Genomic DNA, 15,849 nt, shown 5'->3' with positions numbered 1-15,849 from the left:
CGCTTTCAGCGCCAGAAATTCATCAGCTGCTGTGCTGTGGCTTCAGGGTCTTGGGCGGTGACCAGGGCGCGGACCACGGCGATGGAGCCGGCGCCGGTGGCCAGCACCTCGGGGAACTGCTCCGCACCGATGCCGCCAATCGCCACCAATGGGTATTGCCCCATCAATCGCACATAGGCCGCAAGCCGCGCCACGCCCTGGGGGGCTGTGGCCATGCGCTTGAGCGTGGTGGGAAACACCGCACCCAGGGCGATGTAGCTGGGCCGCACCCGCTGGGCGCGCTGCATTTCCGCATAGCCGTGGGTGCTGACACCCAGACGCAGACCGGCCGCGCGGATGGCGTCCAGATTCTGGCCTTGCATGGCGTCCAGGTCTTCCTGGCCCACGTGCACGCCGTAGGCGCGCGCATCGATCGCGGCCTGCCAGTGGTCGTTGATGAACAACAGGGCGGATGTGCCCTGCACCGCCGCCACCGCGGCCTCGACTTCCTGGCGGATGGCGACCGGGTCTTCCGACTTGAAGCGCAACTGCACCGTCGGCACGCCGGCGCGGGCCATGCGGCCCACCCACTGCGCATCGGGCAGCACGGCGTACAGGCCCAGCGCCTGGGGGCAGGCGGCAAAAGCCGGGGGCGAGGCTGCGTCGGCCGGGATCAGGCCGAAGTCGCGGCCGTCGTCAGGCCAATGCGACGCATCGAAGTGCCCGTTGCGTTCCGTCTGCGCCTGCCAGGCGCATGCCAGGCATTCGGCGTCGACCGCGATGAAGCCCAGTTGAGCGCAGGCCTGCAGCGCCGCGAGGTAGGCGGGCTCGCTGCGGGTCGCGGGCGGCACGGGCTGGGGCGGCAGCGCGCTGCGGTCGCTGCCTTCGGGAGTGAACGCCGCGGCATGGTGATCCAGGATGGACCGGGCCAGGGTGTCGATATGGGTCGTGGTCATGGCGTGGTCCATCAAGGCTTGTCGTGGTGCCAGAACGGCGTGCCCAGCACCGGCGTGCTGGGTTGGGCTGACTGCTGCTCGGCCATGGCCCCCGCATGCCAGGCCGCACGGCCCGCATGCGTGGCGTCGGCGAAGGCGCCGGCCATGGCCACCGGGTCTTGCGACAAGGCCACGGCGGTGTTGAGCAGCACGCCGTCAAAGCCCCATTCCATCACCTGGCAGGCGTGGGACGGACGGCCCAGGCCGGCGTCGACGATCATCGGCACCGTCAGGCGTTCGCGCAGCGTCTGCAGTGCATAGGGGTTGACCGGACCGCGGCCCGTGCCGATGGGCGCGGCCCAGGGCATGACGGCCTGGCAGCCCACATCGACCAGGCGCTGGCACAGCACCAGATCTTCGGTGCAGTAAGGCAGCACCTGAAAACCGTCCTTGATCAGAATCGATGCGGCTTCGACCAGATTGAGCGTGTCGGGCTGCAGCGTGTAGTCGTCGCCGATGAGTTCGAGCTTGATCCAGGGCGTGTCGAACACTTCACGCGCCATCTGGGCGGTGGTCACGGCCTCCTGGATGCTCAGGCACCCCGCGGTGTTGGGCAGCACCGGCACGTCCAGGCGGCGCAGCAGTTCCCAGAAGCTCGCGCCGGTCTCCGCCGCCTGGCTGCCCTGGCGGCGCAGCGAAGCGGTGAGCATGGCCGGGCGCGAGCGCTTGACGGCTGCTTCGAGCACGGCCGGCGACGGGTAGCGCGAGGTGCCCAGCAGCAGACGGCTGTGAAAGGTCTGACCGTACAGGACCAGCGGATCGGTGCTGGCTGGGGCTTCGGTGGAGGAGGACATGGCTGTGTTCATCTGCGGCAAATTCGGTGAAATGAGGGAGCGGGCTCAGCCGCCGGTCACGGGCGACACGACTTCCACGCGATCGCCTTCCTGCAAGGCCTTGGCCGCGTATTGCGTGCGCGGCACAAACAAGGTGTTGACGGCCACGGCATAGGGGGGGAGCAAGGCCTGCTGGGCCAGTGCGTCAGCCAGGCTCGCGCCTTCGGGCAGGGCCAGCGGCTGTTGGTTCAGAAGAATGTTCATGGTGGGCAAGGAAATAAGGCACTCACTGGTGCACGGCCACGTCGAAGTCGCGGGCCAGCGGGCAATCGCCTGTGGTGAGAAGCTCCAGCACCACGTCCAGCATGGCGGGCGAAATCATGAAGCCGTGGCGGTACAGGCCGTTGACTTCGAGCACGCGTTCGGACAGGCGGCGCACGGCGGGAAGATTGTCGGGCAGGGTGGGGCGGCACTGGACGGAGAGCTCCACGATCCGCGCTTCGGCAAAGCCCGAGTGCACGGTGTAGGCCGCGCTCAGCAGCTCCAGCGTCGAACGCACGCTGGCGGGCGACATGTCGTCGGATTCGATCTCGGTGGCGCCGATCACGAACAAATGGTCTTCCTTGGGCGCGATGTACAGCGGGTAGCGTGGATGCACCAGGCGCGTGGGACGCTGCAGCGTGACTTCGGGCGCATGTACGCGCAGCACTTCGCCGCGCACGCCGCGCAGCTGCGGCCAGGCCGTGCGTGCGCCCAGGCCGCGGCAGTCGAGCACCCAGCCGGGCTGACCAGCACTGCCCGGCGCGAAGTCACTCAACTCGCGCGGCGTTTCCCAATGCATTTCCACGCCCAGGCGCGTGAGCGTCGCCAGCAGCGCGGCCAGCAACTGTCGGTTGTCGAGCTGGCCTTCACCGGGCAGGTAGACGCCCTGGCTGAAGCGGTGGGTGGTGGCCGGCTCGATGTCGTGCAAGGCCTGGCCCGACAGCGTCTGCAAGGCCGGCAAGGAAGGGTTGATGCGGCGGTTCTTGTCGAACAGCGCGCACAGGCGCTGGGCATCGCTCGCATCCTGGCGGTGCCACAGCACCAGCGTGCCGTTCTGCTGGAAGAACACCGGGGCGTCGAGCTCGGCAATGATTTGCGGCCAGCGGTTCAACGCGTGCTGGCCCATGCGGACCACGCCGGGCTCGGTCACGGCCGACTCGGCCAGGGGCGCGAGCATGGCAGCGGCCACGCGGGCGGCTGCGCCGTCGGCTTGCGGGCCATGGGCGTCGTACAGCGCAATCTGGTGACCCTGGCGTGCGAGCGCGCAGGCCAGCAGCCGGCCCATGAGGCCGGCGCCCAGAATGGCGATACGGGAAGAAGGTTGAAGGCAAGGCATGGGAAATCCCGTCGATGAGTCCCGTCGAAATACGGCTGGGACAAAAAAGGCGTGACCACGCTTTGCAGGAAACTCCCCACGCCAGTATGACCTGGATCGGGTAGCGGGGCGGCAGGCCCCAGGGTGTTTCTCAGTCGCACACTGGCCGCTGCGGTTGCCGAGGGCAACCGGGCCGACAGTGGGACACCCCTGTTTCGTCCGTTCAGACAGAATTACAGCACAAGCCGGGTGACCACGGCGGACATGCCTACATGGGCCATAATTTTCGTATGACAACCCATACTCCGGCGGACCTGCCTGACGCCGCTTCCGAACGCCCCGCGCGCTACCTGCGCGTTCTCTCCATCGCCGGCTCGGACAGCGGCGGCGGTGCCGGCATCCAGGCCGACCTCAAGACTTTCAGCGCCCTGGGCTGCTACGGCATGACGGCCATTGCGGCCATCACGGCGCAGAACACCTGCGGCGTGCGCGCCATCCATGGCATTCCGGCCGAGATGCTCAAGGCCCAGATCGATGCCGTGGTGCAGGACATCGGCGTCGACGCCGTGAAGATCGGCATGCTCGCATCGCCCGAGACCGTGCGCGTGGTGGCCGATGCCATCCGCCAATACCAGCTGCCGCATGTGGTGCTGGACCCGGTGATGGTCGCCACCAGCGGCGACCGCCTGATCGCCACGGAAACTTCCGATGCGCTGGTGCGCGAGCTGTTTCCGCTGGTCGAGCTGGTGACGCCCAATCTGGACGAAGCGGGCTGGCTGCTAGGACAGCGCATTGAAGGCATCGAGGCGCTCGAAGGCGCGGCGCGGCAATTGCTGGCGCTGGGCGCGCCCGCCGTGCTGCTCAAGGGCGGCCACCTGTCCGGCGACTGGGTGGTGGACCTGCTGGCCGAGCGCGAGGCCCCCAGCCTGCGGCTGGAATCGGCGCGCATCGTGACCCATAACGGCCACGGCACGGGCTGTACCTTGTCGTCGGCGATTGCCGCCGAGCTGGCCGGGGGCGCCACATTGCCCCAGGCCGTGACCAGCGCGCGCGCTTACATCCTGGGCGCGATCGCGGCCGGGGCCGATGTGCGCACCGGCAGCGGCCACGGCCCGCTGAACCACGGCTATGCGCCGCGGGTGCAGAAGGTAATCAGGCCCCCCCTGAGCCGCTGACGCCCTGGGCGGGCCCCGTCTTCCCCCTGAGGGGGATGGCAGCCTCGGTGCGGGGGGCCCTTCCTCGCAGCCTCCTTGCTGAGCTACGCCAGTTGCAGAGGCTGTGCGCTGCACCTGGGACGAAACACCTGCTCCGTTGGGCTTACCAGCCCCAGCCCAGTCGCTTGGCGATCCAGCCCTGCTGGCCGTTCTCACGGCGCACCTGGGCCCAGCCGCCGGACTTCTTGAGCGTGCGCACGACTTCGTGTTGCTCGAGCTTGGCCACGCGTTGGTACTTTTCACCCGGGCCCGAGCGCAGGTTGGCGGAGCGGGCGGTGATGACCATGTGCGGTGTCTTGCTCGTCAGCGGCGCGTGCACCCAGCCCAGGCTGGATTCGAAATCGCGGACCTTGAGCCATTTGCCCTGGCGCTGCGTGACCTGCAGCGGATAGCCCCGGCCCAGTTCCCACAGCGTGGCCGAGCGGGTATGGGGCTTTTCGCGCACATTGACCGTATTGCCTTGGATGCTGACAAATTCCGGGGCTGCGCTGGCTGCCGTGGGAAGCAGCAAGGCGGTTCCCAAAGCCAGGCCGGCAGCGGCGACGAAATGCGAGAGACGGCGGGACAAAGACAGCACGGCAACAGCTCCTATCGAGAAACGTCAAAGCCTGTCAGAGCCCTGGCCAGGTGTCGAAGTTCCAGCGGATCATCAAAAAGTGAGCGTGAAACCCTGATATTGCCGTGAATTTCTGAATTTCTACTCGAAATTGTCAGCGCATATCAACAGTGTCTGCTATTGAATTGATAGTTTCTGGACACCCATGCTCTGTCGCATCTTTGCGCAGGTCTGTGGCCTGCGCGCAAAAGATCTGTGAATGCAGGCCTTTGAGGCATTGGGGAAAGCCCGTGATTGCGCGGCTTTGCCGGTCAGAATGCCGCGAAAAACCCTGCGCGCGAGTACTTATGGATACTTTTGTTACTGCTTCTAGGCGGGCTCTGTGCGGGCACCGTGCGCCAGTTCCGAAGGGCGCGTCGCCCAGGACAGGCCAAAGCACAACAGCAGGGTCGGCAAGGCCGAGCCGAAGGCCGTGGTGATCTGGGGCAGCAGGTGGAAGAATGCAATGCCTGCCAGCCACAAGCCCACGGCCGGCCAGTGCACGCCGGCGGCCTGCTGCAGGCGCTGCGCCACCGGAGTGCCGAAAGCCAGCCGGCCGAGGATCACGCCAAATAGCGGCACGAACACCGAACTCAGCAACAGCAGGAAGGGCTCCAGGCTGTGCATGGGCAGCACCAGGGCCAGGGCCGTGCTGAGCGCGGCCACCAGCAGCCCCCAGCGGCGTACGCTCCAGCGCGGCAGCAGGCTGTGGCTGGAAACGGCTGCGGAGTAGGCGTCGCCATAGGCATTGTCGATTTCGTCGAGCAGGATCAGCGACAGCGCAATCAGACCGCCCTGGGCCAGCAGCAGGGCCGTGACCAGGTTTTCACTGGGCAGCGTCAGCGCCACCAGCACGCCCAGCGCATAGCACCAGATATTGGCCAGGGCATAGCCCAGCCAGGTGCCGCGCAGCGCGCCCTGGCTGGTCTTGCCGTAGCGCGCATAGTCGGCCACCAGCGGCAGCCAGGAAATGGGCATGGCAATCACCAGGTCCAGCGCGCCCATCACGCCCATGCCGCCTTCGCCGCGGCGGCTCCACAGCTGTGCCCAGCCTTGTGCCTGGGCCATGTGGGCAAACTGCCAGCTCAGCCACAGCAGCGACAGCAACACCAGCGGCAGCGCGATGCGCGAGATGATGCGGCGCACCAGCGTCACCATGGAGCCGCTGATCAGCAGCATCACCACGCCGCCCCACAGCAGCGTGGCCAGCACCGGCGCATAACTGGCGCTCAGGCCGGCGCTTTGCTGGACTATGGCCACCGTGGCGTCGCGCATCACCACCAGCTCGAACGTTCCCCAGCCCAGCAATTGCACGATGTTCAGCAATATGGGCAGGCGCGCAAAACGCCGGCCATAGACGGCATGCATCAAGCCGGCGCTGGCCAGGCCGCTGTCGCAGCCGATTTTTGCAACCCAGCCCAGCAGGCCGGCGCCCAGCAGCGAGCCCGCGACAATCGCCAGCAGCGCTTGCTGCGTGCCCATGGCGGGCACCAGATAGGCCCCCATTTGCATCACCAGCAGGCCTACGCCCAGGCTGAACCACAGCGAGGCATGGTCGTGCCACTGGAATACGCGCTGGCTGGCCGCGACGGGGGACAGCGCCTCGTTGGGGGTGCGCGCCGATGCGGCTGATGCGGGGGATGAAGACATGCAAGCTCCGGACAAGGCAGCGCGCCAGCGGCTGCCCGCCCGCATGGCCTGGCCATGCCAGGCGGCGGGCCTGGAGGCTTGGCCGGCGCAGAAAGGGTCTGCCAGCCTGCGCTGGGCGTCTGGCGTGGCGGGTGCTGCCGGGACGGGCCCGGCCAGCGCCGCGATTGTGCCAGACCGGGGCGCCGCCGCCGCTCAGGCTTCGTGCGGGGGCCGCGGGTCTTGCACCGGCGGCGTGGTCACGGGGCTCTGGGGTGGGTCGCCAATGGGCTTTTCTTCGGGCAGTTCAATCGGTGGCGGGGGCTGGGTGGGCGGGGTGGTGGGGTGTTGGCGGTGCATGGCGGATCATCCTGGGTTGCGCTGGGCGGGAAGCGATGCCTGTAAACGATGCAGCACCCCAAGGAAAAAGCAAGGGCGAAATGAAACTGATTGAAACTCTTGGGCCTTGTTCGTCAGCTGCGACGCGCATCTGATAGAACAGACACATTGGCTACGATACGTAATTGATCATTGCGTGATCGATAAAAATGAGGGGAGAAAAGCGTGAATTACGAGTTTGAGCGCCGCGCCGTCGCTTTCTTGAAGCGCATTGAGGGCATGACGCCCTGCAGTTCGCGACAGCAGGCCTACGAGAGTTTGCTCGCGCACTGGCATGCCGTGGAGTCTTGTTACCTGGAAGACAAGGCGGCTCTGGATGCCTTGTTGCGCAAGAAGATGACGCCCGAGAACGACTGGCATTGTCTGGACTGCAATCCCTGCTACTGGCAAAGCCCCAAGGCCCCGGAAATACGCGTCTACATCCATGACGACGGGTCCATCGTCATACAGCGGCTGGGCGGGTCGCGCGACGGCGGGATTCTGTTCGCGCTGAACTCGGCCACCCCGGCGTTTGCGTCCCTGCACGAGCCGGACAGCGCCGGCTTGGCCCATGCGGCGCATGCCACCGTGTGCCCACCTTCCTTGCTCTCCAAGATGTGAGTGCTGGGCGCCCATGAAAAATGCCCCCCCCACGCTTGCTCGCTTCGCGTAGCCGCTGCCCCCCTAGGGGGCGTTTTTCATCTTGGGGCGGCCCGGCGATGAAAAAAGCGGCCGAAGCCGCTTTTTTTCATGCCGTGGACAGCGCGCAGGGCGCTGTCAGGACTTACTCGACCTTGGCCTTGGCGCGCAGGCCTTCCTGGAACTGCATCAGCTTTTGTTGTTGCAGTTGCTGGGCCACTTGCGGCTTGACTTCCTCAAGCTTGGGCAACTCGGCCTGGCGTGTGTCGTCCAGGCGGATCACGTGCCAGCCGAACTGGCTCTTGATAGGCGTCTGGGTGTAGGCGCCTTTCTTCAGCTTGATCATGGCTTCGGTGAACTCGGGCACATAGCTGTTGGCATTGGCCCAGTCGAGGTCGCCGCCGCGTGCGCCCGAACCGGTGTCCTTGGACTGCTTCTTGGCCATTTCGGCGAAGTTGCCGCCCTTTTTGAGCGAAGCGATGATGGCCTTGGCTTCGGCTTCCGTGGGCACCAGGATGTGGCTGGCACGGTATTCCTGGCCTTGGTTGGCGGCCACGAACTTGTCGTATTCAGCCTTGATTTCCGCGTCGGTGACGGGGTTCTTCTTCTGGAAGTCTTCGAACAGTTCGCGGATCAGAATGGTCTGGCGGGCCAGTTCCATTTGCGACTTGTAGTTGGGCGATGCTTCAAGGCCCAGGCGGTTGGCTTCCTGCATGAAGACTTCGCGGGCGATGACTTCTTCCTTGATCTGGCTTTCGACCTCGGGCGACATGGGGCGGCCGGAGCGCTCGATCTGCTGCTTGAGCACTTCAACGCGCTCCTTGGGAACGGGCTTGCCGTTGACGATGGCCAGGTTTTGGGCCGAGGCACCCAGGGCCACAGTGCCCAAAACGGCAGCCGTCACCAGGCTGGACAAGAACTTTTTATTCATGCGAAATCCCGAAAGAAAAAGAGAACGTTTTGTTGGAACAACGTTGACATGCCCGCTGGGGCATGCATTTAGTCAAAGCACTTCAATGGCGATGGCATGAACACCTTGGTCAATGAAGTCTTGCAGCGCATCATACACAAGGCGATGGCGTGCCACGCGGGACTTGGCGGCAAATTCCGGGGCCGCGATGCGTACCCGAAAATGCGTGCCGAAGCCGCTGTCGTTGGCGCCCACATGGCCGGCATGCTGGGCGCTTTCGTCTATCACTTCCAAGTGTGTCGGTGCCAGGCGCTGGCGCAGTGCGGCTTCCATGGCCGCGGCGCTGATGGGGGGCAGGTTGCTCATGGCTGGCCGTCCTTGGTGACCGTGCCGTCTTCCTTCATGTAGCGGCCCAGGAACAGTGCCTGGCCGATCACGAACACCAGCATCAGACCCATGCCGCCGAACAGCTTGAAGTTGACCCAGGTATTGGTGTCGAAGTGAAACGCAATCCACAGGTTGAGTGCGCCCATCACGGCGAAAAATGCGGTCCAGGCCCAGTTGAGCTTGAGCCAGACGGGGTCGGGCAGTTGCAGTTGCGCACCCATGACCGAGCGCAGCAGGTTCTTGCGAAACAGCAACTGGCCCAGCAGCAGGGCGCTGCCCATGAGCCAGTACAGCACCGTGGGCTTCCACTTGATGAAGGTCTCGCTTTCGGCGAGCAAGGTAGCGCCGCCAAACAGCACGATCACGCCCAGGCTGACCCATTGCATGGGCTCGACCCGGCCGTTGCGCAAGCGCAGGTAGATGATTTGCAGCACGGTGGCCACAATCGCCACGGCCGTGGCCGTGTAAATACCCCAGACCTTGAAGGCGACAAAGAACAGGATGATGGGGAAGAAGTCGATCAGTAATTTCATGGGGCCTGCAAGCCAGAGGAAGAAAAAGGCGGGGCGGAGTGGTTCAGGATGCGTCGGAAGAGAAATCCAGCGAAGCCGAGTTCATGCAGTAGCGCAGGCCCGTGGGGCGTGGACCGTCTTCGAACACATGGCCCAGATGGGCGCCGCACTGGGCGCAGACGGTTTCGGTGCGGCTCATGCCGTGGCTGTGGTCGACGATTTCACGGATGGCGCCGGGAATGGCCTGCGAAAAGCTGGGCCAGCCGCAGCCGGCGTCGAATTTGGTGTCGGCGTTGAACAGCTTGCTGCCGCAGCAGATGCAGTGGTAGCTGCCGTCGGCCCAGTGCTGCTCGTATTTGCCGGTGTAAGGGCGCTCGGTGGCGGCGTGGCGTGTGACCTGGTAGGCACCGGGCTCGGCACCTTTTTCCTGCAGCACGGCATGCCACTGCGCGTCGGTTTTCTGGATGGGGAAGCTCATGATGAACAGCTGATGGCAATGGACGAAGCCCATTCTGGCGCAAATCCGGCCCACTGGGCGTGTTCGGGATGGTCGTCATAGGGTCGTTCGAGCACGTCCTGCAGCTGGCGCAGCACGCTGAAGTCGCCTTGCTCGGCCGCGCGGATGGCCAATTCGCCCAGGTGGTTGCGCAGCACAAAGCGCGGGTTGCTCTGGCGCATGCCCGCGGCCGCCACGCCGGCATCGGCGTGCACCAGCAGCGCGGAGTAGGCCTGCAGCCAGGCGTCCCAGCCTTCGCGGTCGAGGAACAGGTCGCGCACGGGCGTGAAATTGCCCGAAGCCACGGCCTCGGTCAGGCGCAGCCAGAACACCGTGTAATCCACGCGGCCTGCGGCCAGCAGGCCCAGCAGTTGTTCGACCAGCGCGCCGTCGCTTTCGCTCAGCTGCACGCTGCCCTGGCGATTGGCCAGGCCGAGCTTGGCGCGCATGCGCTCGAGGAAGGCCACGGCATACACCGTCTTGTAGCGCTCCAGGGCGGCCAGCGCCGCATCCTTGCTCTCGATCAGCGGCATCAGGGCCTGGGCCAGGCAAAACAGGTTCCAGTAGGCGACCTGGGGCTGGCGGTTGAAGGCATAGCGGCCCTGGGCGTCGCTGTGGTTGCAGATGTGCTGTGGGTCGAAGGTGTCGAGGAACTGGAACGGGCCGTAGTCAATGGTCAGCCCGAGGATGCTCATGTTGTCGGTATTCATCACGCCGTGGCAAAAGCCCACGGCCTGCCAGTGCGCGAGCATGACGGCCGTGCGCTCGGCCACGGCCTGCAGCAGGCCGGCGTAGGCATTGGCGCCCGCGGGCGGGTGGCTGCGGCAGGCGGGGTAGTAGCGATCTATCACGTAGTCGGCCAGCGCGCGCAGCTCGGGCTGCATGTCTCGCGCGGCGAAGTGCTCGAAATGGCCGAAGCGCACGAAGCTGGGCGCCAGCCGCGTGACCACGGCCGCCGTTTCCTGGGTTTCGCGCTGCACCGGCTGGGGCGATCCCGTGACGCACAGCGCACGCGTGGTGGGAATGCCCAGCGCGTGCATGGCTTCGCTGCACAGGAATTCACGGATGCTCGAACGCAGCACGGCCCGGCCGTCGCCACCGCGCGAGTAAGGCGTGCGGCCCGCGCCCTTGAGCTGAATTTCTATGTTCTGCCCGGTTTCTCCGAGCAGGATGGCGCGGCCGTCGCCGAGCTGGCCGGCCCAGACACCAAACTGGTGGCCGCTGTAGACCGTGGCCATGGGTTGGCTGCCCGGCAGTAACTGGTTGCCGGTCAAGGCCTGCAAGGCCTCGTCGCTGTCCAGCCAGCCGGGCGGCAGGCCCAGCCATTGGGCGGCGCTGGCGCTCACGCCGACCCAGTGCGGGCGCGGCAGCGGCGTGGGCTGCAGGGCGGTGAAGAACGCCGGGCCCAGCGCGGAAAAACCGGGCTGCCAGTCCCAGTCGGGGCGATTGGCAGGGGCGGTGGCGGGGCTGGCGGTGTCGGTCTCGTTCATGGCTGGCATTGTCGCCCAGCATGGACGCCCACAGGCGGGCCGGGGCATCGCCGTGCATCGTCAAAAAAGTCCGCTTTTGCGCAGCCGCATTGGTGACAGCCCGCAGACGCAGCTCCCAGGCGGCGCGGTAGGATGGTTGGACAAACTATTACACCGAAGGAGCACTCTTCATGCTGGGACTGATGCAAAGCCAACCGTTGCTGATTTCGTCGCTGATCGATTTTGCGGCCCGCCACCACGGCGATGCACAAATTGTTTCTCGCCGTGTCGAGGGTGACATCCATCGTTATACCTACCGTGATCTGTCGGCCCGCTCCAAGCAGCTGGCCAACGCGATCGAGGCGCTGGGTCTGGCGCAGGGTGAGCGCGTGGCCAGCCTGGCCTGGAATGGCTACCGCCACATGGAGATGTATTTCGGCGTGAGCGGCTCGGGCCGGGTGTTGCACACCATCAATCCGCGCCTGCATCCGGACCAGATCGCCTGGATCGTCGGCCATGCCGAAGACCGCGTGCTGTGCTTCGACACGACGTTCCTGCCCATCGTGAAAGCCATTCACGACAAATGCCCCACGGTCCAGAAATGGGTGCTGCTGTGCGACGCCGACAAGCTGCCGGCAGATACCGGCATTCCAGGCCTTTGCAGCTACGAAGACTGGATTGGCGGCCATTCCACCGACTACATCTGGCCCCAGTTCGACGAGAACACCGCGTCCAGCCTGTGCTACACCAGCGGTACCACGGGCAACCCCAAGGCCGCGCTGTACAGCCATCGCTCGACCACGCTGCACGCCTATGCGGCGGCCTTGCCCGACGTCATGGGCCTGTCGGCGCGCGATTCGGTGCTGCCGGTGGTGCCCATGTTCCACGTCAATGCCTGGGGCGTTCCCTACTCGGCAGCGCTCACCGGCGCCAAGGTGGTGTTCCCCGGCCCGGCGCTCGACGGCAAGTCGCTGTATGAATTGATGGAAGCCGAAGGCGTGACCTATGCGGCCGGCGTGCCCACGATCTGGCAGATGCTGCTGGGTTATATGCAGCCCAACGGGCTACGCTTCAGCACGCTCAAGCGCACGGTGATCGGCGGCTCGGCCTGCCCGCCGGCCATGATCACCACCTTCCAGGACGTTTTCGGTGTCGAAGTGCTGCACGCCTGGGGCATGACCGAAATGAGCCCGCTGGGCACGCTGTGCACGCTCAAGAACAAGCACCTGGAGCTGCCCGCCGACGAGAAGATGAAGATCCTGCAAAAGCAGGGCCGGGCCATCTACGGCGTGGACATGAAGATTGTCAACGAGCTGGGCCAGGAGCAGCCCTGGGATGGCAAGAGCTATGGCGACCTGCTGGTGCGCGGGCCCTGGATCATCGACAGCTACTTCAAGGGCGAGGGCACGCCGCTGGTCTACGACGAACAGGGCCGGGGCTGGTTCCCCACGGGCGACGTGGCCACCATCGACGCCGACGGCTTCATGCAGATCACCGACCGCAGCAAGGACGTGATCAAGTCCGGCGGCGAATGGATCAGCTCCATCGATATCGAGAACATCGCCATGGCCCACCCGGCCGTGGCCATGGCGGCCTGCATTGGCATGTTCCATCCCAAGTGGGACGAGCGGCCCATCGTGGCCGTGGCGCTCAAGGCCCAGGCCGTGCTGGGACGCGAGGAACTGCTGGCCTTCTTCGAAGGCAAGACGGCCAAATGGCAGATCCCGGATGACGTCGTGTTTGTCGACGCCATTCCGCTGGGCGCCACGGGCAAGATGCTCAAGACGCGACTGCGCGAGATGCTCGCCGGCTACAAGCTGCCGGGGCTCTAGGACTTACCCTTTGTCCTGAGCCCGACCAAGGGCAGGATTTCCTCTTTTCAGCGCCATGCGCCGACACCTCGCCCCAGGCCTGCCTGGATGGCTGGGGCGTCGGTGCATGGCGTTTTTGCGTGGGTGCAGCGCAGCCAAAAAGAAGCTGCGCGGCGCCTGCGGCAAGCCAGTCACCTAAGCGATAGCGGCTAGGGCATTCCCCATCCAGCCCGCTTGGAGGAAGCAGTTACTCTGCTCCTGCTAATCCACCATAAAGGAGACAAACTATGAAGTTCGCTATCAAGGCTGTAGCTGCGTCGGTGATCCTGGCAAGTGCAGGCGGGGCGTTCGCCCAGCAGGGGGAGACAGTCAAGATTGCCTGGCTGGATCCCTTGTCGGGGATGATGGCTGCGCTGGGTTCCAACCAGCTCAAGAGCTTCCAGTTTTTGGCCGAGGAGTTCAGCAAGAAGAACGCGGCCGGCGTCAAATACGAAATCATCGGTATCGACAACAAGCTCAGCCCCCAGGAGACCACCAGCGCGCTGCGCTCGGCCATGGACCAGGGCGTGCGCTTCGTCGTGCAGGGCAATGGCTCGGGCCCGGCACTGGCCATCATGGATGCGCTGGAAAAGCACAACGCGCGCAACAAGGGCAAGGAGGTGGTCTACCTCAACTACGCCGCAGTCGACCCGGACCTCACCAACAGCAAGTGCAGCTACTGGCACTTCCGTATGGATGCCGACACGTCGATGAAGATGGAGGCGCTGACCACGTACATGAAAGACCTTCCTGACGTGAAGAAGGTCTACCTGATCAACCAGAACTACGCCCACGGCCACCAGGTGTCCAAGTACGCCAAGGAAATGCTGGCCCGCAAGCGTCCGGATGTGCAAGTCGTCGGCGACGACCTGGCGCCGCTGGCCCAGGTGCGCGACTTCGCTCCCTACATCGCCAAGATCAAGCAGTCGGGTGCCGACTCGGTGATCACCGGCAACTGGGGGTCCGACCTGGCGCTGCTGATCAAGGCGGCCAACGATGCCGGCCTGAACAACGTCAAGTTCTACACCTACTACGCCATCGCCACCGGCTCGCCCACGGCCATGGGTGCCGGCGCCGCGGGCAAGGTCTACATGGTGGGCTATGGCCACATGAACCTGCCGGGCGACATCGGCCGCGTGGTCGGCGAGTTCAAGAAGCGTTTCAACGACGACATGTACACCGCGTCGGCCTACAACACCTACGCCATGCTGACGGAAGCCTTTGTGCGCACCAAGTCGACCGATCCGGTCAAGGTCGCGGCCATGCTCGAAGGCATGAAGTTCAAGGGCTTCAATGGTGAAGTCGAAATGCGCAAGACCGACCACCAGCTGCAGCAGGGCCTGTACATCAGCCGCTGGGAAAAGGCCGCTGGCAAGTTCCCTATGGACTCGGAGAACACGGGCTACACGTTCGTGCCGGTGAAGTACTACGAGCCCTATGTCGCCAGCACGCCGACCTCGTGCCAGATGAAACGGCCATCGTGAGCAGCACCCCCTGAGCGGCTTACGCCGGATGGCCGGCCCCCGCTCCCCCCTCTCATCCTTCGGTGGAGGGGGCGGCACCCTTGCTGCGCGACGGCGCTTGCTCGGTGCCCCTGAGCTGGGGTGTGCCAGTTTCGTAGGCCGTGGGCGCTGCGAGCAAGGGGAGTACGGCGCAGGAGCCCGGGCATTCTGGGTTCCTGATTTCTCGGTCTTTTCTGTGATTGAAGTCTTGCGATGAATCTTGAGTTTTTCACCATCTCGCTGCTCAACGGAGTGAGCTATGGGCTCCTGCTGTTCATGCTCAGCTCCGGCCTGACCCTGATTTTCAGCATGATGGGTGTGCTCAATTTTGCGCACACCAGCTTCTACATGCTGGGCGCCTACTTCGCCTATACGCTCAGCGGCGTGGTCGGCTTCTGGCCGGCCCTGTTCATCGCGCCCCTGCTGGTCGGCGCGCTGGGCGCGCTGTTCGAACGCTACAGCCTGCGCCGCGTGCACAAGTTCGGCCATGTGCCGGAACTGTTGATCACGTTCGGCCTGTCCTATCTGATTCTGGAGCTGGTGCAGCTGATCTGGGGCCGGGGCACCGTGCCCTATGCGCTGCCTACGCAGCTGCAAGGCCCGCTGTTCACGCTGTACGGCACGCAGTTCCCCAAGTCGCGCTCGTTCGTGATGCTGGTGGCGCTGCTGATGCTGGCGGCTGTGTGGCTGATGCTCACGCGTACCCGTATCGGTCTGGTGATCCAGGCCGCGCTCAAGCACCCCGAAATGGTGCAGGCGCTGGGCCACAACGTGCCGCGCGTCTTCATGCTGGTGTTTGGCGGCGGCTGCGCGCTGGCCGGCCTGGCCGGCGTGATCGGCGGCAACACCTATGTGACCGAGCCAGCCATGGCGATGTCGGTGGGCTCCATCATCTTCGTGGTGGTGGTGGTCGGCGGCATGGGCTCGCTGGCTGGCGCATTCCTGGCCTCGCTGCTGATCGGCATCGTCCAGACCTTTGCGGTGGCCCTGGACTATTCGCTGGTCCATCTGCTGGGCGCCATCGGCGCCAAGGTGACCGACCAGACCTTTGGCTATCCCGTGCTCAAGCTCACGATTTCCCAGGTCGCGCCCATCCTGCCTTACCTGTTCCTCGTGCTGATTCTGATTTTCCGCCCCAAGGGCCTGCTCGGCACCCGGGAGGATTGA

The 15,849-nt window shown here is 65.1% G+C and carries 17 protein-coding genes; 5 read left to right on the top strand and 12 right to left on the bottom strand.

Going from position 1 to position 15,849, the window contains the following annotated elements; all coding sequences use genetic code 11:
* Positions 1 to 5: 5 nt before the first annotated feature.
* The 4 genes from thiE to N0K08_RS18980 are packed head-to-tail and all read right to left on the bottom strand — an operon-like array spanning position 6 to position 3,125.
* A complete protein-coding gene (gene thiE, locus N0K08_RS18995) occupies positions 6 to 935 on the bottom strand; it encodes a thiamine phosphate synthase (protein WP_261501965.1) in 930 nt (309 codons plus the stop codon).
* A gap of 11 nt (positions 936 to 946) precedes the next feature.
* Positions 947 to 1,768: a thiazole synthase gene (locus N0K08_RS18990; protein ID WP_261501964.1), complete on the bottom strand. Its 822-nt coding sequence runs from the start codon at positions 1,766 to 1,768 to the stop codon at positions 947 to 949.
* A 45-nt stretch (positions 1,769 to 1,813) separates the two neighbouring features.
* Positions 1,814 to 2,011 (bottom strand): sulfur carrier protein ThiS, encoded by a 198-nt coding sequence (gene thiS, locus N0K08_RS18985; RefSeq protein ID WP_261501963.1) that lies wholly within the window; start codon positions 2,009 to 2,011, stop codon positions 1,814 to 1,816.
* A 22-nt stretch (positions 2,012 to 2,033) separates the two neighbouring features.
* Positions 2,034 to 3,125, bottom strand: a complete 1,092-nt coding sequence (locus N0K08_RS18980) for an FAD-dependent oxidoreductase (protein ID WP_261501962.1) — start codon at positions 3,123 to 3,125, stop codon at positions 2,034 to 2,036.
* A 269-nt stretch (positions 3,126 to 3,394) separates the two neighbouring features.
* On the opposite strand from N0K08_RS18980, the gene thiD reads away from it, so the two are divergent.
* Positions 3,395 to 4,279 (top strand): bifunctional hydroxymethylpyrimidine kinase/phosphomethylpyrimidine kinase, encoded by an 885-nt coding sequence (gene thiD, locus N0K08_RS18975; RefSeq protein WP_261501961.1) that lies wholly within the window; start codon positions 3,395 to 3,397, stop codon positions 4,277 to 4,279.
* 142 nt (positions 4,280 to 4,421) lie between these two features.
* Here the strand turns inward: thiD and N0K08_RS18970 are convergent, their stop codons facing one another.
* The 3 genes from N0K08_RS18970 to N0K08_RS18960 form a co-directional block, all read right to left on the bottom strand.
* Positions 4,422 to 4,892, bottom strand: coding sequence for an SH3 domain-containing protein (locus tag N0K08_RS18970; RefSeq protein ID WP_261501991.1), 471 nt, complete (start codon positions 4,890 to 4,892; stop codon positions 4,422 to 4,424).
* A 351-nt stretch (positions 4,893 to 5,243) separates the two neighbouring features.
* Positions 5,244 to 6,563, bottom strand: coding sequence for a purine-cytosine permease family protein (locus tag N0K08_RS18965; RefSeq protein WP_261501960.1), 1,320 nt, complete (start codon positions 6,561 to 6,563; stop codon positions 5,244 to 5,246).
* 192 nt (positions 6,564 to 6,755) lie between these two features.
* Positions 6,756 to 6,899: a hypothetical protein gene (locus tag N0K08_RS18960; protein ID WP_261501959.1), complete on the bottom strand. Its 144-nt coding sequence runs from the start codon at positions 6,897 to 6,899 to the stop codon at positions 6,756 to 6,758.
* 204 nt (positions 6,900 to 7,103) lie between these two features.
* On the opposite strand from N0K08_RS18960, the gene N0K08_RS18955 reads away from it, so the two are divergent.
* On the top strand, positions 7,104 to 7,538 hold the full coding sequence (locus N0K08_RS18955) for a hypothetical protein (protein WP_261501958.1): 435 nt from the start codon (positions 7,104 to 7,106) through the stop codon (positions 7,536 to 7,538).
* A gap of 163 nt (positions 7,539 to 7,701) precedes the next feature.
* On the opposite strand, the gene N0K08_RS18950 is transcribed toward N0K08_RS18955, so the two are convergent.
* The 5 genes from N0K08_RS18950 to N0K08_RS18930 form a co-directional block, all read right to left on the bottom strand.
* Positions 7,702 to 8,487, bottom strand: coding sequence for a peptidylprolyl isomerase (locus tag N0K08_RS18950; RefSeq protein ID WP_261501957.1), 786 nt, complete (start codon positions 8,485 to 8,487; stop codon positions 7,702 to 7,704).
* A 72-nt stretch (positions 8,488 to 8,559) separates the two neighbouring features.
* Positions 8,560 to 8,832, bottom strand: coding sequence for a BolA family protein (locus N0K08_RS18945; protein WP_261501956.1), 273 nt, complete (start codon positions 8,830 to 8,832; stop codon positions 8,560 to 8,562).
* The gene (locus tag N0K08_RS18940) at positions 8,829 to 9,386 is read right to left on the bottom strand and encodes a septation protein A (RefSeq protein WP_261501955.1); all 558 of its coding nucleotides are present in this window, start codon (positions 9,384 to 9,386) and stop codon (positions 8,829 to 8,831) included. Before N0K08_RS18940 ends, N0K08_RS18945 begins: the two co-directional genes overlap by 4 nt.
* A gap of 43 nt (positions 9,387 to 9,429) precedes the next feature.
* Positions 9,430 to 9,843, bottom strand: a complete 414-nt coding sequence (gene msrB / locus N0K08_RS18935) for a peptide-methionine (R)-S-oxide reductase MsrB (RefSeq protein ID WP_261501954.1) — start codon at positions 9,841 to 9,843, stop codon at positions 9,430 to 9,432.
* Complete coding sequence (locus tag N0K08_RS18930; RefSeq protein ID WP_261501953.1) at positions 9,840 to 11,351, bottom strand: protein adenylyltransferase SelO; 1,512 nt, start codon at positions 11,349 to 11,351, stop codon at positions 9,840 to 9,842. Before N0K08_RS18930 ends, msrB begins: the two co-directional genes overlap by 4 nt.
* 170 nt (positions 11,352 to 11,521) lie before the next feature.
* On the opposite strand from N0K08_RS18930, the gene N0K08_RS18925 reads away from it, so the two are divergent.
* From N0K08_RS18925 to N0K08_RS18915, 3 genes are all read left to right on the top strand, one after another.
* On the top strand, positions 11,522 to 13,162 hold the full coding sequence (locus tag N0K08_RS18925; RefSeq protein WP_261501952.1) for a 3-(methylthio)propionyl-CoA ligase: 1,641 nt from the start codon (positions 11,522 to 11,524) through the stop codon (positions 13,160 to 13,162).
* Positions 13,163 to 13,428: 266 nt separating this feature from the next.
* The gene (locus N0K08_RS18920) at positions 13,429 to 14,664 is read left to right on the top strand and encodes a branched-chain amino acid ABC transporter substrate-binding protein (RefSeq protein WP_261501951.1); all 1,236 of its coding nucleotides are present in this window, start codon (positions 13,429 to 13,431) and stop codon (positions 14,662 to 14,664) included.
* 231 nt (positions 14,665 to 14,895) lie between these two features.
* Positions 14,896 to 15,849 (top strand): branched-chain amino acid ABC transporter permease, encoded by a 954-nt coding sequence (locus N0K08_RS18915; RefSeq protein WP_261501950.1) that lies wholly within the window; start codon positions 14,896 to 14,898, stop codon positions 15,847 to 15,849.

The organism is Acidovorax bellezanensis (assembly GCF_025421555.1).
Lineage (GTDB): Bacteria > Pseudomonadota > Gammaproteobacteria > Burkholderiales > Burkholderiaceae_C > Comamonas > Comamonas bellezanensis.
The sequence above is the reverse complement of the archived record's forward strand: the minus strand, read 5'-3'. Positions and strand labels throughout refer to the sequence as shown.